This is a genomic window from Geodermatophilus sp. SYSU D01119, from assembly GCF_054049975.1.
In genome coordinates this window covers 159,464-178,370 of sequence record NZ_JBJGYL010000005.1, presented here as the reverse complement: position 1 = coordinate 178,370, position 18,907 = coordinate 159,464, and the positions used below count along the sequence as shown (strand labels likewise).

At 78.4% G+C, this 18,907-nt stretch carries 17 protein-coding genes; 7 read left to right on the top strand and 10 right to left on the bottom strand.

Annotated features, from left to right (window positions below; translation table 11 throughout):
- Window positions 1-35: 35 nt before the first annotated feature.
- Window positions 36-1,385, bottom strand: a complete 1,350-nt coding sequence (locus ACI79X_RS05715) for an MFS transporter (RefSeq protein ID WP_457024455.1) — start codon at window positions 1,383-1,385, stop codon at window positions 36-38.
- A gap of 51 nt (window positions 1,386-1,436) precedes the next feature.
- Between ACI79X_RS05715 and ACI79X_RS05710 the strand changes: the two genes are divergently transcribed.
- Complete coding sequence (locus tag ACI79X_RS05710; RefSeq protein WP_457024454.1) at window positions 1,437-2,537, top strand: LacI family DNA-binding transcriptional regulator; 1,101 nt, start codon at window positions 1,437-1,439, stop codon at window positions 2,535-2,537.
- Here the strand turns inward: ACI79X_RS05710 and ACI79X_RS05705 are convergent.
- The 3 genes from ACI79X_RS05705 to ACI79X_RS05695 are packed head-to-tail and all read right to left on the bottom strand — an operon-like array spanning window position 2,534 to window position 5,228.
- Window positions 2,534-3,298 (bottom strand): crotonase/enoyl-CoA hydratase family protein, encoded by a 765-nt coding sequence (locus ACI79X_RS05705; RefSeq protein WP_457024453.1) that lies wholly within the window; start codon window positions 3,296-3,298, stop codon window positions 2,534-2,536. The two genes, ACI79X_RS05710 and ACI79X_RS05705, sit on opposite strands and share 4 nt — an antisense overlap.
- Window positions 3,299-3,345: 47 nt before the next feature.
- Window positions 3,346-4,446 carry a CaiB/BaiF CoA transferase family protein gene (locus ACI79X_RS05700; protein WP_457024452.1) on the bottom strand — a complete coding sequence of 367 codons (1,101 nt, stop codon included), beginning with the start codon at window positions 4,444-4,446 and terminating at the stop codon, window positions 3,346-3,348.
- The gene (locus ACI79X_RS05695) at window positions 4,443-5,228 is read right to left on the bottom strand and encodes a dienelactone hydrolase family protein (RefSeq protein ID WP_457024451.1); all 786 of its coding nucleotides are present in this window, start codon (window positions 5,226-5,228) and stop codon (window positions 4,443-4,445) included. The genes ACI79X_RS05700 and ACI79X_RS05695 overlap by 4 nt, the downstream gene beginning before the upstream one ends.
- Window positions 5,229-5,412: 184 nt before the next feature.
- Between ACI79X_RS05695 and ACI79X_RS05690 the strand changes: the two genes are divergently transcribed.
- The 3 genes from ACI79X_RS05690 to ACI79X_RS05680 all read left to right on the top strand — a co-directional run bounded on the left by ACI79X_RS05690 (window position 5,413) and on the right by ACI79X_RS05680 (window position 10,529).
- Window positions 5,413-5,556, top strand: a complete 144-nt coding sequence (locus ACI79X_RS05690) for a hypothetical protein (RefSeq protein ID WP_457024450.1) — start codon at window positions 5,413-5,415, stop codon at window positions 5,554-5,556.
- A gap of 174 nt (window positions 5,557-5,730) precedes the next feature.
- Window positions 5,731-6,981 carry a pre-mycofactocin synthase MftD gene (gene mftD / locus ACI79X_RS05685; protein ID WP_457024449.1) on the top strand — a complete coding sequence of 417 codons (1,251 nt, stop codon included), beginning with the start codon at window positions 5,731-5,733 and terminating at the stop codon, window positions 6,979-6,981.
- Between the two features lie 167 nt (window positions 6,982-7,148).
- On the top strand, window positions 7,149-10,529 hold the full coding sequence (locus tag ACI79X_RS05680) for a BTAD domain-containing putative transcriptional regulator (protein ID WP_457024448.1): 3,381 nt from the start codon (window positions 7,149-7,151) through the stop codon (window positions 10,527-10,529).
- A 70-nt stretch (window positions 10,530-10,599) separates the two neighbouring features.
- Here the strand turns inward: ACI79X_RS05680 and ACI79X_RS05675 are convergent, their stop codons facing one another.
- Window positions 10,600-11,289: a hemerythrin domain-containing protein gene (locus ACI79X_RS05675; RefSeq protein ID WP_457024490.1), complete on the bottom strand. Its 690-nt coding sequence runs from the start codon at window positions 11,287-11,289 to the stop codon at window positions 10,600-10,602.
- 129 nt (window positions 11,290-11,418) lie between these two features.
- Between ACI79X_RS05675 and ACI79X_RS05670 the strand changes: the two genes are divergently transcribed.
- Entirely contained in the window at window positions 11,419-12,408 is a 990-nt protein-coding gene (locus tag ACI79X_RS05670; protein ID WP_457024447.1) for an LLM class flavin-dependent oxidoreductase, read from the top strand.
- Between the two features lie 154 nt (window positions 12,409-12,562).
- A complete protein-coding gene (locus ACI79X_RS05665) occupies window positions 12,563-14,224 on the top strand; it encodes a Na+/H+ antiporter (protein WP_457024446.1) in 1,662 nt (553 codons plus the stop codon).
- Between the two features lie 3 nt (window positions 14,225-14,227).
- Here ACI79X_RS05665 and ACI79X_RS05660 read toward each other — a convergent pair whose 3' ends face one another.
- From ACI79X_RS05660 to ACI79X_RS05650, 3 genes are read right to left on the bottom strand one after another with little or no spacing between them, the layout of a single operon-like run.
- Window positions 14,228-15,070: an SDR family NAD(P)-dependent oxidoreductase gene (locus ACI79X_RS05660; RefSeq protein WP_457024445.1), complete on the bottom strand. Its 843-nt coding sequence runs from the start codon at window positions 15,068-15,070 to the stop codon at window positions 14,228-14,230.
- Window positions 15,067-15,636, bottom strand: a complete 570-nt coding sequence (locus ACI79X_RS05655) for a class I SAM-dependent methyltransferase (RefSeq protein WP_457024444.1) — start codon at window positions 15,634-15,636, stop codon at window positions 15,067-15,069. The genes ACI79X_RS05660 and ACI79X_RS05655 overlap by 4 nt, the downstream gene beginning before the upstream one ends.
- 45 nt (window positions 15,637-15,681) lie before the next feature.
- Entirely contained in the window at window positions 15,682-16,515 is an 834-nt protein-coding gene (locus ACI79X_RS05650) for an alpha/beta hydrolase (protein WP_457024443.1), read from the bottom strand.
- Between the two features lie 56 nt (window positions 16,516-16,571).
- Between ACI79X_RS05650 and ACI79X_RS05645 the strand changes: the two genes are divergently transcribed.
- Entirely contained in the window at window positions 16,572-17,903 is a 1,332-nt protein-coding gene (locus ACI79X_RS05645; RefSeq protein ID WP_457024442.1) for a carboxylesterase family protein, read from the top strand.
- 12 nt (window positions 17,904-17,915) lie between these two features.
- On the opposite strand, the gene mscL is transcribed toward ACI79X_RS05645, so the two are convergent.
- Both mscL and ACI79X_RS05635 read right to left on the bottom strand, forming a co-directional pair.
- Window positions 17,916-18,326 (bottom strand): large conductance mechanosensitive channel protein MscL, encoded by a 411-nt coding sequence (gene mscL, locus ACI79X_RS05640; protein WP_454554813.1) that lies wholly within the window; start codon window positions 18,324-18,326, stop codon window positions 17,916-17,918.
- A 47-nt stretch (window positions 18,327-18,373) separates the two neighbouring features.
- Window positions 18,374-18,901 (bottom strand): N-acetyltransferase family protein, encoded by a 528-nt coding sequence (locus tag ACI79X_RS05635; protein WP_457024441.1) that lies wholly within the window; start codon window positions 18,899-18,901, stop codon window positions 18,374-18,376.
- Window positions 18,902-18,907 lie beyond the last annotated feature (6 nt).

Here is an 18,907-nt window from a genome sequence, read left to right as displayed (position 1 = left end):
CGTTGCTCCCCTCGACTGGTGTGGTGCCCGGCACACTAACCCCGCCCCGCGGCCACCCGGCCGCGGGACCGGAGCAGCGCCGCGCCCGCGGCCAGGGCGACCGCCGCGGCGGTGAGCCAGCCCAGCGGCGCACCGGCCGCGCCGGCCACGAGCAGCACGACGGCGACGCCGAGCGCGGTGCCGAGCTGGGCGGCGGTGTTGACCACCCCGGCCGCGGTGCCCTGCAGCTCCGACGGGACGGCGGTGCCCAGCGACGTGGCGGCCACCGACGACAGGCCGATGCCCAGCCCCGCGACCCCGGCGGCGACCGGGACCGCCCAGGGCGACAGCGCCGTGGCCAGCAGCCCGGCGTCGCCGACGGCGATGACGGCGAGGCCGGCCGCGGCGGCGGTGCGGGCCGGGGTGCGCCGGAGCACCCGGGCCGCCAGGGCCGCCCCCGCGACCACGCACAGGCTGAACGGCACCAGCGCCAGGCCGGCCGCCGTCGGCCCGAAGCCGGCGCGGTCCTGCAGGTGCAGCGTGGCGAGGGTGACCGCCGACGACGTGGCCGCCGTGTTGGCCGCCGAGGCGAGCGCGCCGGCCCGCAGGCCGGGGTGCCGGAGCGCCGCCGGGGGCAGCAGCGGGTCCGCGGCCCGCCGCTCGACCGCGGGCAGCGCCGCGGCCAGGGCGAGACCGGCGGCCACGAGCAGCCCGCCGGCCGGCCGGTGCGCGCCGTCCTCCAGCAGCGCCGCCCCGCCGACGACGGCGGCCACCGACGCCGCGAGCACCGCCGCGCCGGCGACGTCGAGCGGGCCGGCCGCCTGCCGCGGCGCCGCGGGCGCGGTCGCGCGCACCGCCACGAGGAGGACTCCCGCGAGCGGGACCGACAGCCAGAACAGGGTCCGCCAGCCGGCGAGGTCGGTGAGCACGCCGCCGAGGACGAGCCCGGCCGCGCCGGCGGCGGCACCCGCCGCGCTCCAGGCGGCCAGGGCCCGGCGGCGCGGCTCCCCGTCCGGGGCGGCGGCGGTGAGCAGCCGCAGCGCCGGCGGCACCGACAGCGCGGCCGCGGCGCCGAGGACGCCGCGGGCGGCGACCAGCACCCCGGCCGACGGGGCGGTCGCCGCCGCCAGCGAGGCCAGCCCGAACAGCACCAGCCCGGCCCGCAGCACGCGCACGGCGCCGTACCGGTCGCCGAGGCGGGCGCCGAGGACGAGCAGCGCGCCGAAGAGGACGGAGTAGACGGTCACCACCGGCGCGGCCGCCGACGGCGGGGCGCCCAGGTCGGCGAGCACCGCCGGCAGCGCGGCGACCACCAGCGTGGTGCCGAGGACGTCGGTGAACTGGACCGCGCACAGCACCGCCACCGCGCCGCGCGCGGCCCGCGGAGGGCCGGCTCCCGGGGTCATGCCGCGGCCCCTACCCGTCTTCTTCATCGATGAAGCACGCAGGATGGGGTCGTGCCCGCCGACCGCCCGAGGACGCTGCGCGACGTCGCCGCGGAGCTCGGGGTGTCGGCGAAGACGGTGTCCAACGCCTTCTCCCGGCCCGACCAGCTCTCGCCGCAGCTGCGCGAGCGGGTGCTGGCCGCCGCGCAGCGGCTCGGCTATCCCGGCCCGAACCCGCTGGCGGCCGGGCTGCGCCGCGGACGGGTCGGCGCGATCGGCGTCGCCTACGACAACGGCCTGTCCTACGCCTTCGACGACCCGGTGGCGGTCGCCCTGCTGGCCGGCGCGTCCGCGGTGGCCGAGCCGGCCGGGGCGGGACTGCTGCTGGTCCCGGGGTCCACCGACGCGCGTCGCCGGCTGGCCGCCGTGCACGGCGCCGTCGTCGACGGGCTCGTGGTCTGCTCCCTCGGCGACGACGACCCGCTGCTCGCCGCGGCCGCCGCGCGCGGGCTGCCGCTGGCCGTCGTCGACCAGCCGCGACCCGCCCGGCTGGCCGAGCTGGGGGCGCCCGGGACGCCGTGGGTGGGCGTCGACGACCGGGCCGCCGCGGCCGCCGTCGCGGAGCACCTGCTCGCCCTCGGCCACCGGCGGCTCGCCGTCGTCTCCTTCGGCATGCACGCCGAGCCGATCGAGCGCGGCCTGGCCGGCGCCGGGGTGCAGGAGGCGGCCACCTACGCCGTCACCCGTGACCGGCTTGCCGGCTACCGCGACGCCGTCGAGCGGGCCGGGCTGGACTGGTCGGCGGTGCCGGTGTGGCACGGCGAGGACAGCACGCCCGACGTCGGGGCCGCCGGCGCGGAGGCGGTGCTGGACCTCTCCCCCGCGCCGACGGCGCTGCTGTGCCTGAGCGACCGGCTGGCCGAGGGCGCGCTCGCCGTCGCCGCGCGCCGGGGGCTGCGGGTGCCGGAGGACCTGTCGGTGGCCGGCTTCGACGACGCCGCACCGGCCGCCGCCCTCGGCCTGACCACCGTGCGCCAGCCGGTCCGCGAGAAGGGCCGGGCGGCGGCCGCCGCGCTGCTCGCCGCGATCGCCGGCCGCCCGGCGCCGCCCCGGCTCACGCTGCCCACCGAACTCGTCGTCCGGGCGACGACGGGCCCGCCGCCGGCGGGCTAGCGACCGCGCCAGACCGGGGCGCGGCGCTCGGCGAAGGCGGTCGCGCCCTCGCGGGCGTCCTCGGAGGCGAACACCGGCTCGATGAGCTCCTGCTGCCGGGCCCAGCCCTCCTCGGCGGTCCAGTCGGCGGTCGAGCGGGCGATCTGCTTGGTCGCCGCGACCGCGAGCGGGCCGTTGGCGGCGATGACGCCGGCCAGCTCGACGGCGGCCTCCAGCGCGCCGCCGTCGTCGACGACCCGGTTGACCAGCCCCACGGCGGCGGCCCGCTCGGCGTCGACCGGCTGCCCGGTCAGCAGCATCTCCATGGCCACGGCCTGCGGGATCCGGCGGGGCAGGAACAGCGCGGCGCCGGCGGCGGCCACCAGCGAGCGGCTCACCTCGGGCACGCCGAAGCGCGCGCCCCGCCCGGCGACGACGAGGTCGCAGGCCAGCACCAGCTCGAACCCGCCGGCCAGCGCCCAGCCCTCGACGGCGGCCAGCAGCGGCTTGCGCGGCGGGGTCTGGGTGATACCGCACAGTCCGCGGCCCTCGATGGCGGGCCGCTCGCCGCGGAGGAACGCCTTGAGGTCCATGCCGGCGGAGAAGGTGCCGCCCGCGCCGGTGAGCACGCCGGCCCGCAGCTCGTCGGAGGCGTCGAGCTCGTCGACGGCGGCGGCCACGCCCCGCGCCACGGCGGCGTCGAGGGCGTTCTTCGCCTCGGGCCGGTTGATCGTGATGACCTGCACGGCGCCGCGGCGCTCGACCAGGACCGGTTCGGACACGGGCGTGCCCCCTCCTCCGCGGCGGACCGCGGGCTCGTGCGGCCCGCTCAGCGGGGCCGCGACCACTCCGCCACGACGGCGGCGGCGTCGGCGGGCCCGTCGGCCACCGGCGCGGCGGGTCCGGGCGGCGTGCGCGAGAACCGGGGCGCGGGCGCGGCCTGCACCACCCCGCCGACCTCGGTGAACGTGCCGCGGGCGGCCAGGTGCGGGTGCGCCGGCGCCTCCCGCGGCTCGAGCACCGGGGTGACGCAGGCGTCGGTGCCCTCGAACACCCGCTCCCAGTGCTCGCGCGGCCGGGCGGCGAAGGCGCGGGTGAACTCCTCGCGCAGCCGTGGCCAGCCGCGGGGGTCCATCTGCGGCGGGAGGCCGGCGTCGGCGAGGCCCAGGCCCTCCAGCAGCTGGGCGTAGAACTGCGGCTCCAGCGCCCCGACGGCGACGAAGCGGCCGTCGGCGCAGGGGTAGACGTCGTAGAAGGGCGCGCCGCCGTCGAGCAGGTTGGTGCCCGGCCGGTCGGACCACACGCCCGTGCCGCGCATCGACCACATGAGCTGGCTGACCAGCGCGACGCCGTCGACCATCGCGGCGTCGACCACCTGCCCGCGGCCGGAGACGGTCCGCTCGTGCAGCGCCGACAGGATGCCGACGAGCAGCAGCATCGACCCGCCGGCGTAGTCGGCCACCAGGTTCAGCGGCGCCCGCGGCGTCTCGCCGGGGTGGCCCAGCGCGGCGAGCGTGCCGGTGAGCGAGAGGTAGTTGACGTCGTGCCCGGCCCGCTGCGCCCACGGCCCGTCCTGGCCCCAGCCCGTCATCCGTGCGTACACCAGCCCGGGGTTGCGCTCGTGGCAGGCGCCGGGACCGAGGCCGAGCCGCTCGGCGACGCCGGGGCGGAAGACGTCGACCAGCACGTCGGCGTGCTCGGCGAGGGAGAGCACGAGCTCGCGGCCCTCGTCGGTCTTGACGTCGGCGGCGACCGGGCGCCGCCCGCGCATCACGACGTCGCGGCCGCCCTCGGACATCCGCAGCCCGCCGGAGGGCCGTTCCACCCGGACGACGTCGGCGCCGAGGTCGGCGAGCACCATCGCCGCGTGCGGGCCGGGGCCGATGCCGCCGAGCTCGACGACGCGCAGGCCGGCGAGGGGCCCGGTCACGCCGCGCTCCGCAGGTGCCGGTCGAAGAAGCGCAGGATGCGTCCCCAGGCGTCCTCGGCCGAGGGGTGGTGGTAGTCCAGGCCCGCCACCTTCTCGAGCGCGGTGAACGGCCCGGCGTTGTGGTGGTTGAGGAACGAGTGCCCGGCGGCCGGGTACTCCTCCACGTCGTGCTCGACCGACAGGTCGGTGAGGATGCGCTCGAGTCGCGCGGCGGCGCCCCGGAGCGCGACGTCGCGCCGGCCGTAGCTGGCCACGACCGGACAGGCGCCGGCCAGCACCCGCTCCGCGTCCTTCGGCAGGAAGCCGTAGTTCGGCGCGGCGACGTCGAAGCCGCGGGTGGCGCCCATGAGCGCGAACCCGCCGCCCATGCAGAACCCGAGGACGCCGATCCGGCCGGTGCAGTCGTCGCGGTCGGCGAGGAACCGGCGGGCGGCCTCGAGGTCGCCGAACGCGGGCCCCTCGCCCCGGTTGAGCGCGCGGAAGGTGGAGCGCAGGCAGCGGCGCTTCCCGCCGGCGCTGAACAGGTCGGGGGCGACCGCGAGGTAGCCCGCGGCGGCGAGCCGGTCGGCGTGCTGGCGGACGTCGTCGGTGAGCCCGAAGACCTCGTGCACGACCACCACGCCCGGCCAGGGCCCCTCCCCCACCGGCGGGACGGCGAGGTGCGCGGACAGCTGCGGCGTGCTGACGCCGCCGGGGACGACGGTGCTGGGCAGGACGGCCTCCCGGGTCGCGGACGGTGCGGCGCGGCCGACGCTAGCGCCGGGGTGTGACCGCCGTCCCACCGGGCCGGGTGACGCGCGGATCACGTCCCGGGGACTGGCGCGGAGGGCTGTCGAGGAGGACAGTTGGATTTGCAGACCCAGCAGGTCGAAGCCGGTTCCCTGTGACCGGGACGACACCGCGGGGCCCGCCGGCAACGGCCGGGAGCGACCGTCGCCGTCGACCGTCGCACGAGGAGGACCCGCCATGACCCGCCTGCGCTCCGCCCTGGACTCCGCCCGCGCCACCCGCGCCCGTCGCCGTGACGAGCGCGAGATCGCCCGCGCCCTCGCCGCCGCCCCGACGCTGGAGTCGGCGCACGAGATCGCCGCGCTGGCCGCGCGCCGCTGAGCCCCCGCCACTGAGCACTGCCGGTTCCGGCCGGCCGCGCCCCCCACGACCCCTCGGCCCCTCCGGCCGGGGGGTCGCGTCGTCTGCGGGTGTGGCCTGCGCGACATCTCCGGCGCTAGGGTGGCACTCAGTGCCACCGGCGGAGGGTCAGGGGCCGAGCGGACGGAGACGACAGTGGCGAACGCGTGGTTCGAGACCGTGGCCGAGGCCCAGCGCCGGGCGGAGCGCAGGCTGCCCAAGGGCGTCTACGGCGCCCTGGTCGCGGGCTCGGAGAAGGGCCTGACCGTCGACGACAACCTGCGGGCCTTCGACGAGCTCGGCTTCGCGCCGCACACCGCGGGCCTCGCCAACGCCCGGCAGATGGCCACCACCGTCATGGGCCAGGAGGTCTCCATGCCGGTGCTCATCAGCCCCACCGGCGTGCAGGCCGTGCACCCCGACGGCGAGGTCGCCGTCGCCCGCGCCGCCGCCGCCCGCGGCGTGGCGATGGGCCTGTCGTCGATGGCCAGCAAGCCGATGGAGGAGGTCATCGCCGCCAACCCGAAGACCTTCTTCCAGCTCTACTGGGTCGGCGACCGCGACACCATGGCCGCCAAGGTCGAGCGGGCCCGCCGCGCCGGTGCCGCCGGACTCATCGCCACCCTCGACTGGTCCTTCGCCTACGGCCGCGACTGGGGCTCGCCCTTCATCCCCGAGAAGATCGACCTCGAGGCCGTGCGCCGCTACGCCCCGCAGGTGGCGCTCCGGCCGCGCTGGCTGCTGCAGTTCGCCCGCACCATGAAGCTGCCCGACCTGACGGTGCCCAACATGGTGGGTGACCCGTCGGAGACCCCGCCGACCTTCTTCGGCGCCTACGGCGCGTGGATGCAGTCGCCCATGCCCACGTGGGAGGACGTCGCCTGGCTGCGCGAGCTGTGGGGTGCCGACCGGCCGTTCATGCTCAAGGGCGTCATGCGGGTCGACGACGCGAAGCGCGCCGTCGACGCCGGCGTCACCGCGATCTCGGTGTCCAACCACGGCGGCAACAACCTCGACGGCACCCCGGCCTCCATCCGCGCTCTCCCGGCCATCGCCGAGGCCGTCGGCGACCAGGTCGAGGTGCTCCTCGACGGTGGCATCCGCCGCGGCTCCGACGTCGCCAAGTCCCTCGCACTCGGCGCCAAGGCCGTGATGATCGGCCGCGCCTATCTCTGGGGCCTCGCGGCCAACGGGCAGGCCGGCGTCGAGAACGTGCTCGACCTGCTCCGCGACGGCCTCGGCTCGGCCCTCACGGGCCTCGCCCGCGAGTCCGCCGCCGACCTGTCCCGCGACGACGTCGTCGTGCCACCCGGCTTCGAGCGGCGCCTCGGGGTCGCCGGCGACGACGCGCCGGTCGCCACGGCACCGAAGGCACCGGCCCGCCCCCGCCGCCCGAAGAGCGCCTGAGCCCGGGTCCGGGGCCGCTGCCGCGCCGCGCGGCCCCGGACCCGACCTGTCCGGCGGCGACGCGTGAGCCGCACGGCGCACCACGTGACCGGCCCGTGACCCGCCGGTGTGGACCTCGTCGCAGCGGGCTGACCGGCGGCACCCCGCCGTCCTATGCTCTCGCCGCCATGGACGACGCGGGTGCCGGAACTGTCACGTTCCGCGTGCTGGGCGAGGTGTCCGCCGTCCGCGACGGCACGCTGCTCGACCTGGGCGGCCGCCGGCAGCGCTCCGTGATCGCCCGCCTGCTCGTCGCCGGCGGCCACGTGGTGCCCGCCGAGGTGCTCGTCGGTGACCTGTGGCGGGGTGCCTCCCCCGCCGACGCGCTCGGCACGCTCCAGGCGCACGTCAGCCACCTGCGCCGGGTGCTCGAGCCCGGCCGTGCCCCGCGGACGCCGGCGAAGCTGCTGGTCACCGTCCCGCCCGGGTACGCGCTGCGCCCGGCCGCGGAGGCCGTCGACGCGCGGCTGGCCGGCCGGCTCATCGACGAGGGCGACCGGCTGGCCGCCACCGACCCGGCCGCGGCCCGCCGCTCCTACAGCGCCGCCATCGACCTGTGGCGCGGGCCCGCCTACGCCGAGTACGCCGACGAGCCGTGGGCCGCGCCCGAGGCCACCCGGCTCGACGAGCTGCGGCTGACCGCCGTCGAGCGCCGCGCCGCCGTGGCCCTCGAGGACCCGTCCGGCCGCGACCCCCTGCCGCTGCTGCGCGCGCACGTCGCCGAGCACCCGCTGCGCGAGGAGGGCTGGCGGCTGCTCGCGCTCGGCCTCTACCGCGCCGGCCGGCAGGGCGAGGCGCTGGCCGCGCTGCGCGAGGTGCGCGCCCGCCTGTCCGAGGAGCTCGGCGTCGACCCCGGCCCCGAGCTGCGGGCCCTGGAGGAGGCGGTGCTGGCGCAGGCGCCGTCGCTGCTGCCGGTGCGCGCCCCCGCGCCGGCCGTCGGCACCCCGGCGCCGTTCCCCGCCCCGGCCCCCGGTCCGTCCCCGGCGGCCGCCGCCTCCCCCGCCCCCCACGTGCCCCGGCCGGTCGGCCGGGAGGCCGAGCTCCGCGCGCTGCAGGCCGCCGCCCGGCGGGCCGCCGCGGGCCGGGTCGAGGTGGTGCTCCTGGCCGGCGAGGCGGGCAGCGGCAAGACGACCGTGCTGGACCACCTGCGCGCGGAACTCGCCGGCCACGGCTGGACGACCCTGGCCGTCTCCTGCCCGGAGACCGACGGCGCCCCGCCCGGCTGGCCGTGGACGGCGGCGCTGCGCGCGCTGGCCGCCGCCTCGCCGCCGGCCGACCCCGCGGCCCTGGCCACGCTCCTCACCGACGACGCCCCGTCCGGTGCGGGCGACCCGCTGGGCAGCCGCTTCCGGCTGCACCGCGCCGTCGCGGCCTGGCTGGCCCGGGTGGCGTCGCGCGCGCCGCTGGTCGTCACCGTCGACGACCTGCACCGCGCCGACCGCGAGACCACCGCCCTGCTGCTGGACCTGCTGCCGGCGCTCGCCGGGTCCCCGGTGCTGGTCGTGGCGGGCTACCGGCCGGAGGAGAGCGCCGGGCTGGCCGACGTCCTGGCCGCGCTGGCCCGCCGCTCGCCCACCCGCCTGGCGCTGCGCGGGCTGGACGCCGCCGCCGTCGACGAGCTGGTCGGCGACTGGGCGCTCACCCCCGTCGACGGCCGCACCCGCGCTGCCATCGCCGCCCGAGCGGACGGCAACCCCTTCTACGTGCGCGAGCTGCTCCGGCTGGTCGACTCCGGCGCCGACGTCGACGCCGTGCCGGGCACCGTGCGCGACGTCGTCCGCCACCGGCTGGCCGCGCTGCCCGCCCGCACCGGCACGCTGCTGCGGCTGGCCGCCGTCGTCGGCCGGGACGTCGACGCCGAGGTGCTGCTGGCGGCCGCGGCGCCGGCCGAGGGACCGGGGAGCCTCCCCGGCGGGACCGACGACGACGCGCTGGTGGAGGCGCTGGAGGCGGCCCTGGTCAGCGGGCTGCTGGTCGAGCCCGGGCCCGGCCGGCTGCGGTTCGTGCACGCCCTGGTGCGCGACACCCTGTACGAGGACCTGTCCTCGCTGCGCCGCACCCGGCTGCACGGCCGCGTGACCGCCGTCCTGGAACGGCTCCGCCCCGACGACGTCACCGCCCTGGCCCACCACGCCGCCGCGGCGGGGCCGGGGGCCGCGGCCTCGGCGGCCCGCTGGGCGCGCGCGGCGGCCGAGCTCGCCCAGCGGCGGTTCGCCTACGCCGACGCGGCGGTCATGTGGGGCCGGGCGGCCGAGGCCCTGCGCACCGCACATCCCGACGACCCGGCCGAGCTGGCCTGGCTGCTGGGCGCCCAGGCCCACGCGTCCGCGCTGGCCGGCGCCGTGGGTGAGGCGCGCGCCCTGCGCGCCCGCGCCCTGGAGGTGCTGCCCGAGGACGCCCCGCCGGCGCTCACCGCCGGCGTGCTGCTGTCCTCGGACGTGCCGACCTTCTGGAACGCCTGGGTCGACCCCGTCGACGACCGCTTCGTCGCGCGGACCGAGCGCGCCGTCGCGGGGCTGCCGCGCGGGGACGCGCAGCGGTCGCGGCTCCTCGCCCTGCTGGCCACCGAGCTGGAGGAGCGGCACGACGAGCGGGCGGTGACGGCGTCGGCGGACGCGGTGGCCGAGGCCCGGCTCAGCGGTGACCCGCACGCGCTGGCGCACGCGCTGGCCGCGCGGCACTTCCACGCCATGCGCGACGTCGACCGCACCGAGGCGCTCGCGCTGGGCACCGAGCTGCTGGAGCTGGCGCAGGGCGAGGGCTGGGGCGTGTTCGCCGCCGTCGCCCGGCTCATGCTGCTGCAGGACACCTGCGCGGTCCTCGACCTCGACGCGGCCGACGGGCACGCCGCGGAGGCCGAGCGGCTGGCCGCCGGCCACGGGCTGCTCCTGCTGCACGGCATCGCGCGCTGCTACGCCGGCATGCGCGCCGCCGTCGCCGGCCGGGTCGCCGAGGCGGAGGCGGTGTACGACGCGGCCGAGCAGGCCCTCCTCGCGGCCGGCTACTACCCCGCGGTCGCCCGCGCGCTGCGGCTCAACACCCAGCTGTGCCTGCAGCTGGGGTCCCCGGAGGCGCGGCCGGTCAGCCCCGAGGAGTTCGCCGCCCTCGTGCCGGTCTCCCCCGAGATCGCGGGCGAGACCTGGGCCCTGACCCTGGTCCTGGCCGGCCGGGTGGACGAGGCACGGGCCTCCTGCCCGCGCCGGGAGCGCACGACCCGCGACCTGTTCACGCCCTTCTTCGCCTTCGTGCGCGGGGAGGTCGGCCTGGCCCTGGGCGACGCGGAGCGCATGGCCGAGGCCGAGGCCGAGCTCGCGCCCCACCGGGACACCGTGTGCGGCGTGGAGACGGCGCTGCTGGCGCTCGGCCCCACCGCCACGCTGCTCGCCCGCCTGGCCGCCGCCCGCGGTGACCGGGAGACCGCCGAGCGGCACCGCGCGGTCGCCGTCGCGGTGGCCGGGCGCACCGGCCACCCGGGCTGGATCGCCGCCGCCCGCGCCGCCCTGGAGTAGGCGCGCCCGGACCGGGACCGCCGTCCCCGCGCGGGAGGCGCCGTCTCGCGAGTGTGGGGCGTTCGTAGCGCTAATGGCCCTCGGGGGCGCCCAGGAGGGCGGTGCGGCGGCGCCAGCCGGGGCCGGTCAGCCGGCCCAGCAGCCGCAGCGGCAGCGGGGTGACGGCGCGCAGGCCGGCCCGCTCGGCGTCGTCCCGGCAGGCGCCGGCCAGCCACGGCAGGACGGCGGCCGCGTGCCGCAGGCCCGGGCCGCGCACGCAGACCGCCTCGTAGCGGGCCAGGTCGCGCGCCGACACGCAGCGGCGCAGCAGCGGGAACACCTCCCGCTCCTCCTCGGCGACGTGCTCCTCGAGCGCGCCGGCCAGCCCCCCGAGGACGGCGGCCGGCGGCCCGGACCCGCCCCCGGCCGACGCCGCGAGCGCCGCCTCCGCCCGGTCGAGCAGCTCCCGCAGCACCGCGTGGTCGTCCACGAGCGGCTCGAGGTCGGCGGCGTGCGCGCCGGCGCAGGCGGCGAGGACCGGCCAGAGGACGGCGTCCTCGCGCTCGGTGTGCGCCCGCACCTCGCCCAGCACCACCCGGCCGACGGCGGCGAGCGCGCGGCGGCGCGGCGGCGGGAGCGGCTCCTGCTCCGCGAGGACGGCGGCGCCCGCGAGGAGCCGGACGCCGTCGCACAGCGCCCGGTGCGCCAGCGCCAGGCGCGCCACGTCGGCCTCGGGGTCGCCGGGCCGGCGCGGCGTGACGGGGAACGGCAGGGGTGCCATCGCGCTCACGCCGGACACGGTCCCCCCGGCCGGTTGCCGGTGACTTGCGTCCCGCCAAGGGACGGAAGCAGCGGGGTCCCCGCCGCGTTGGCCACCCGGAGAAGACGTCGTCAGTCCTGGAGGAACCCCGTGCGCATCCCGCTGTCCGTGCTCGACCTCGCCCCCGTCGCCCGCGGGGAGTCCGTCGGGGACAGCATCGCCGCGAGCGTGGCCCTGGCACAGCGCGCGGAGCAGGCCGGCTACCGCCGGGTCTGGTACGCCGAGCACCACAACATGCCGACCATCGCCTCGTCGGCCACCAGCGTGCTCATCGCGCACGTCGCCGCCCACACCAGCACCATTCGCCTCGGCGCCGGCGGCGTCATGCTGCCCAACCACTCGCCGCTCACCATCGCCGAGCAGTTCGGCACGCTGGCCTCGGTGCACCCGGGCCGGATCGACCTGGGCCTGGGCCGCGCGCCCGGCTCGGACCAGAACACGATGTACGCGCTGCGCCGCGACCCGGCCTCCGCCGACCGGTTCCCGCAGGACGTGCTCGAGCTGCAGGGCTACCTGACCGGCGACTCCCGGGTGCCCGGCGTGCAGGCGGTCCCCGGCCGCGGCACCGACGTCCCGCTGTACGTGCTCGGCTCGTCGATGTTCGGCGCGGGCCTCGCCGCCGCGCTCGGCCTGCCCTACGCCTTCGCCTCGCACTTCGCGCCGCAGATGCTCGAGCCCGCCGTCGCCGCGTACCGGCGCGACTTCCGGCCCTCGGAGCAGCTCGACGCCCCGTACGTCATCGCCGGGGTCAACGTGCTCGCCGCCGACAGCACCGAGGAGGCGCGCGAGATGCTCGCCGCCACCCGCCGCCGCCTCGCCGTCGGCCTGTTCGGCCAGGGACGGGACCTCGACGACGACGCCGCCGACCTGCTGCTGTCCTCCGGCGCCGGCCGGCACGTGGACTCGATGCTCACCCACACCGCGGCCGGCACGCCCGACGAGGTGCGCGAGCAGCTGACCGCCTTCGCGCGGCTGGCCGACGCCGACGAGCTGATCACCGCCCACCAGGCGCCCACGAGCGAGGGCCGGCTGCGCTCGGTCACCCTGGCCGCCGAGGCGATGGAGTCCGTCGCCGCCTGACGGGCCCGCAGCGCCACGGAGGCCCGGGCGGGCCGGTAGCGCTACGAAGGCCACCCCGTCGTCGCCTTGCTCGCGCGCGGGTGGCGACGACGGGGCGGAGGGACGCCGGGGCGTCGGACGGCACCGGTACGGCCCGGTCCGCGAGGATGACTCGGTGCACGCCGAGACCGTCCTGCTGCTCGTCCTCGCCGCGGTGGCGGTCATCGTCGCGGCCCGGTGGCTGGCCGGGCGGACCGGCCTGCCCGCCGCCGCGCTGCTGACCGTCACCGGGCTGGTCTACGCGCTGCTGCCCGGGCCCAACCTCGAGCTCGACCCCGAGATCGTGCTCACCGTCCTGCTGCCGCCGCTGCTCTACAGCGCCGCGCTGGACTCCTCGCTCATCGCGATCCGGGCGAACATGCGCACGGTCGTGGGGCTCTCGGTGCTGCTCGTGGTGGTCACCGCGCTGGTGATCGGGGTCGGCTTCGCGCTGTGGGTGCCCGGCGCCACGCTGGCGGCCGGGATCGCGCTCGGCGCCGCCGTCGCGCCGCCCGACCCGGTGGCCGCGCTCGCCGTCGGCCGGCGGGTGGGGCTGCCGCCGCGGCTGGTGACCCTCATCCAGGGCGAGGGCCTGCTCAACGACGCCACCGCGCTGACCCTGCTGAGCGTCGCGGTCGCGGCCGCCGTGGGCGACGGGTTCTCCACCTGGTCGGCGCTGGGCCAGTTCGCCCTGTCGGCCGCGGGCGGGGTGGCCGCGGGCCTCGTCGTCGCCTACGGGGTGCGGCCGCTGCGGCGGTTGCGCCGCGACCCGCTGTCGTCCAACGCGGTCTCGCTGGCCACCCCGTTCGTCGCCTACCTGCTCGCCGAGACGGTGCACGTGTCCGGCGTGCTCGCCGTCGTCGTCGCCGGGCTGGTCATCGCGCACAACGCGCCCTACTGGCAGTCCGGCGCCACCCGGCTGCAGACCGACGCGGTGTGGAAGCTCGTGGACTTCCTGCTCGAGGGCGTCGTCTTCCTGCTCATCGGCCAGCAGCTGCCCGCCGTCATCCGCGGGCTCGGCCAGTACGCGCCGTCCACCGTCGTCGTCGCCTCGCTCATCACCGTCGGGGCGGTGCTGCTGGTCCGGCCGCTGTGGCTGTGGCTCACCGAGCACGCCCCGCAGGCGCTGCACATGCGCCTGGGCGGCTCGCCGGTCGTGGCCGAGACCAGCCCGCCCGGCGGCCGCTCGCCGGTCGCTCCCCGGCTGTCCGGCCGGGAGATCACCGTGCTGAGCTGGGCGGGCACCCGCGGCGTCATCAGCCTGGCCGCCGTCTTCACCATCCCGGTCACCACCGACGCCGGCGCCCCGTTCCCCGACCGCGACCTGCTGCTGTTCTGCGCCTTCCTGGCCGTGCTGGTCACCCTCGTGGGGCAGGGCGCCACCTTCGCCCCGCTCGTTCGCCGGCTGGGGCTGCGGGCCGACGCCGCCGACGCCGCCCGGCTGCGCAACCAGGCGCGGGTGGCCGCGGTCGACGCGGGGCTGACCCGGCTCGACGAGATGCAGGCCGAGCAGCACGACCACGTCGACGACGCCGCGATCGAGACCATCCGCGCCGCGCTGCGCACCCGGCGCGACCGCTACGAGCGGCGGCTCGAGGTGCTCACCGACGCCGAGGGCGAGATCCCGATGTCACCGCAGTACGAGGCGGCGCTGCGGGTGCGCCGGGCGGTCATCGACGCCGAGCGGGAGGAGCTGCTGCGCTGGCGCGACGCCGGCCGGCTGCCCGACGAGGGGCTGCGCACCCTGGAGCGCGAGCTCGACCACCAGGAGCACCTGCTGCCCTCCCGGCCCGCCTGAGGGTCAGAACCGCTCCGGCCCCGCCAGGCCCACCCGGTCGGCGCTGGCCTCCCACAGCGCGACGGCGAGGTCGTCGTCGAAGGCCTGCGGGCTGTCCCGCACCGCGACGCCGCGCTCGTGGTACTCCCCCGGCTCCCAGTCGGCGCCGGGCGTGCCGGTGGCGATCCGGGCGAGCTCCGCACCCCCGGCCGAGGGCCGGCCCATGACCAGCCAGCGCAGCGGCGTCCGGTAGGCCACCCGCATCCGGCTGGTCGAGCCGCGGGTGAGCCGGGTGGCGAGCACCCCGGGGTGGAAGGCGACGGCGGAGACGCCGGCCGGGCCGAGTCGCCGCTGCAGCTCCCGGGTGGTGAGGATCTGGGCCAGCTTGCTGTCGCCGTACGCCTTGTCCGCGGAGTAGCGGCGGGCGTTGTCGAGGTCGGCGAGGTCGAGGACGCCGTACATCCGGGCCGCGGCGCTGGAGGTGGCGACGACGGTGGCCCGCCCGGCCACCAGCGACTCCCGCAGGAGCGCGGTGAGCAGGAACGGCGCGAGGTGGTTGACCTGCAGCGTCGTCTCGGAGCCGTCGGCGGTGGTGCGCGGGCGGCCGAACACCCCGCCGGCGTTGTTGGCCAGCACGTCGATGCGCGGGTGCCGGTCGCGCAGCCTCGAGGCGAGCGCGCGGACGTCGTCGAGGCGGGCGAAGTCGGCCACCTCCGGCTCCCCGCCGACCTCCGCGGCGACCGCCCGCGTGCGCGCGGGGTCGCGGCCGACGACGACCACCCGCCACCCGTCGGCGGCCAGCAGCCGGGCCGCCGCCGCCCCGATGCCGCTGGAGGCGCCGGTGACGACGGCGGTCCGGCCGCTCACCCGCCCGGGCGGGTGCAGGCGAAGAGGAACGCGGGCGGCACGTTCCACGGGCTGATCCGGGTGCGCACGGCACCGAAGCGGTGGCGCAGCTCGCCCAGGACCAGGGGTGAGTACTGGATGACCAGCGCCGCCCCGCCCGGCCGCAGGGCCCGCGGGAGCTCGTCGAGGAGCCGGCGACGCAGGCCGGCCTCGAGCGAGGTGAACGGGAGCATGGACACGACGACGTCGGCAGGCTCGCCGTCCAGGTGCGCGCCGAGGGACTCCGCGGAGCCGTGGACGACACGGAGCCGCGGGTCGGAGAACCGTTCGGTCAGCCGGCGGGCGAGGGCGGGGTCGATCTCGACGGCGACCAGACGCGCACCGGGACCGAGCCGGGCGAGGATCTCCCGGGTGGCCACGCCCGTCCCGGCGCCGAGCTCGACCACCAGGTCCGCGGCGGGCAGGTCGGCGAGGTCGAGCATCGCCCGCACCGCCGTCCGCGACGTCGGCAGGACCGCGCCGACGCCCCGGGGGTCGGCGAGGAACGCCCGGAGCAGCCGCAGGACGTCACCCGGGCCGTCAGGCACCGCGGTGTCCCGTCCGCCGGGCGGACGTGCCGCCCCGGGTGGCCGTCACGGCGCGGGCTCGCGGTGGGCGTCGAGCCAGGCGACGACGTCGGCGAGGACCTCGTCCTTCTCCGGCTCGTTGTGCGGCTCGTGGTACAGCCCGTCGTAGACGCGCACGGTGAGGTCGGGCGAGCCGGCGTGCTCGCGCACCACCTCGCTGGCCGACGGCGGCATCAGCCGGTCGTCGCCGCCGTGGACGACCAGCAGCGGCAGCCGCAGCCCGCGCAGCCGCTCCGGCATCCCCGCCGCGCCGAGCATGATCGCCGAGCCCGTGCGGGCGACCATCTTCCCGGTGTGGTTGAGCGGGTCGGCCCGGTAGGCGGCCACGACCTCGGGGTCGCGGCTGACGGTCTCGGCGTCGAGGGTCAGCACGCCCAGGCCCGGGGCCAGCCGGGACAGCAGCGGGGCGACCGCCCGCTGCACCGCGGTGGCCGTGCTCGTGTCGAGGGCCGGCGCCGAGACGACGCCGCCGGTGACCCGCTCGTGCGGCTGCCCGGTCAGGTACTGCAGCGCCACCAGGCCGCCGAGGCTGTGGCCGTAGACGAACACCGGGACGCCGGGGTGCCGGTCGGCGGCGGCCCGCACGGTCTGCCCCACCCCCTCGACGGCGGCGTCCAGGCCCCGGATGTCGCCGCGCCGGCCGGGTGAGCGGCCGTGGCCGGGGTGGTCGGGAGCGTAGGAGGCGTAGCCGGCGGCGCCGAGGCGCTCGGCGACGTGCGCGTAGCGGCCCCCGTGCTCGTGCGCGCCGTGCACCAGCACCACGACGCCGACCGGGTCGGGCACCGTCCAGCCCTGCCAGTACTGCCCGGTGGGCAGCGTCCCCTGACCGTGTCTCGTCACGCGCGCACGGTAGCCCCCGGCCCGGGCGCCGGTCCCGCCGCCGATACCGTCCGCCGGTGACGACCACCCGCCCCGCGCCCCGGTTCGACGCGCCCGCGGGCACCGTGATCGGCCGGTGGGATGACGGCGTCGTGCGGGCCACCGGCATCCGCTACGCCCGCGCGGAGCGGTTCCGCCCGCCGGTGCCCGAGCCGCCGGCCGCGGGCGTCGTCGAGGCGACGGCCTGGTCACCGGCCTGCCCGCAGCCGCCGGCGCCGGAGCTCGAGCTGATGGTCACCGACCCGATGGGCGAGCTGGTCGCCGACGAGGACTGCCTGCGCCTGTCGGTGACCGTGCCCGAGGACGCCTCCCCCGCCGACCGGCTGCCGGTGATGGTGTGGGTGCACGGCGGCTCCTACGTCAGCGGCGCCGGCGACGCGCCCGCCTACGACCCGGCCGTCCTCGTCCGCGAGCAGCGGGTCGTCGTCGTGGCGGTCACCTACCGGCTCGGGCTGCTCGGCTTCCTCGGGTTCCCCGGGGACGGCGACACCGGGCGGCCGGCGAACCTCGGCCTGCTCGACCTGGTCGCCGCGCTGCGCTGGGTGCGGGAGAACGTCGCGGCGTTCGGCGGCGACCCGGACGCGGTGACGCTGTTCGGCGAGTCCGCGGGCGGCGACGCGATCGCGCACCTCATGGCCGCCGACGGCGCCCGCGGGCTGTTCCGGCGGGCCGTGGTCTCCAGCGCGCCGCTCGGCCTCTCCCGCGGCCGGGCCCGGATGAGCGCGGCCATGGCCGCCGTGGCCCGGACCGTGGACGCCGCCGCACCGGTGGCCGACGTCGTCGGGGCGCAGGCACGGGTGGCGGCCCGGGCGTGGCGGTACGGGCTGGCCGGCGCCATGCCCTTCGGCACCCAGTACGGGTCCCCGCCGCTGCCGGCCGAGGACGCGCTCCCGGCCGCGTGGGCGGAGCGGGCCCCGGAGGTCGACCTGCTCGTCGGCACCAACAGCCGCGAGGTGGCCCTGTTCGTGGCGCTGCTGCCACCCGCCGCCCGGCTCGCCCGCCTGCCGGTCACCGGCCGGGCCGTCGAGGCGCTCGTGCGCGGGCTCAGCCGGCGCATCTACGCCCGCGACGCCGTCCGCTTCGCGCGGCGCCACCGGGCCGCGGGCGGCCGCGCCGTCTCCTACGTGCTGTCCTACGGCGCGGGCGCGCTCACCGGCGCGCACGCCGTCGACCTGCCGCTGCTCTTCCCGCACCGGAGGACCTGGGAGCGCTCGCCGCTGCTGGCCGGCCTCGCCTGGGACGACGTCGTCGCCGCCGGCCGCGGGGTGCGCCGGGTGTGGGCGCACTTCGCGCGCACCGGCGGGGTCCCGGCCGACCTGCCGCCGTTCCTCGCCGTCGACCGGGGCTGAGCGGTCCGGGTCTCAGGGCACGACCGGCTCGACGTCGCGGGTGCAGAACATGCACACCGACGCGTCGACCGGGATGAAGCTCTTGCAGTGGTCGCACTCCCGGTTGCCCTGGGCCCCGGCGGTCTCCCGGCCGGTCGCCCGCCGGATGGCCTGCACCAGGAACATGATCGTCAGGGCCAGCAGCAGGAACGACACCAGCGCGGTGAGGAACGACCCGTAGCGGATCTCCGCGCCGTTGACCGTGAGGCTCAGGGCCGTGAAGTCCGGCTGGCCGAAGACGGCCGCCACGAGCGGCAGGATCACGTCGCCGACCAGCGACTCGACCACCGTGGCGAAGGCCGCCCCGATCGCCAGGCCCACGGCCAGGTCCACGAGGCTGCCCGAGAAGGCGAAGTTCTTGAAGTTGGTCAGCAGCGTGCGCACGGTCCCTCCCCGTCCGGTCCGACGGCAGGGAGGCTAGGGGCGGGCGCTCAGGTCGGCTCGTCGGACGGCGGGTCACCGGCCGGCCCGGAGCCGAGGTCGCGCTGCAGCCAGGCGACGTCGTGCCAGGCACCGTCCTTCCAGCCCACCCGCCGGTAGAGGCCGGCGTCGGTGAACCCGAGCGCCCGGTGCAGGCCGAGGCTCGCCCCGTTGGGCAGCGTCACCCCGGCCAGCACCCGCCGGTACCCGCGGGCGGCCAGCCGGTCCAGCAGCGCGGTGTACAGCGCCCGCCCGGCGCCGGTGCGCCGCCGCCCGGGCTCCAGGTAGACGCTGACCGTGCAGGACCAGCGGTAGGCGTCGCGGGCCATGAACGGGCCGCCGTAGGCGTAGCCGCGGACCGCGTCGCCGTCGTCGAGGACCAGCCAGGCGTGCCGGTCCTGGGCGGCGGCGATCCGGCGGGCCATCTCCTCCGCCGTCGGCGGGTGCGTCTCGAAGGAGACGGCGGTGCCGGTGACGTAGGGGGCGTAGACGTCGCGGCAGGCGGCCGCGTCGGCGGGGGTCGCGTCGCGCACGGTCACCCGGGC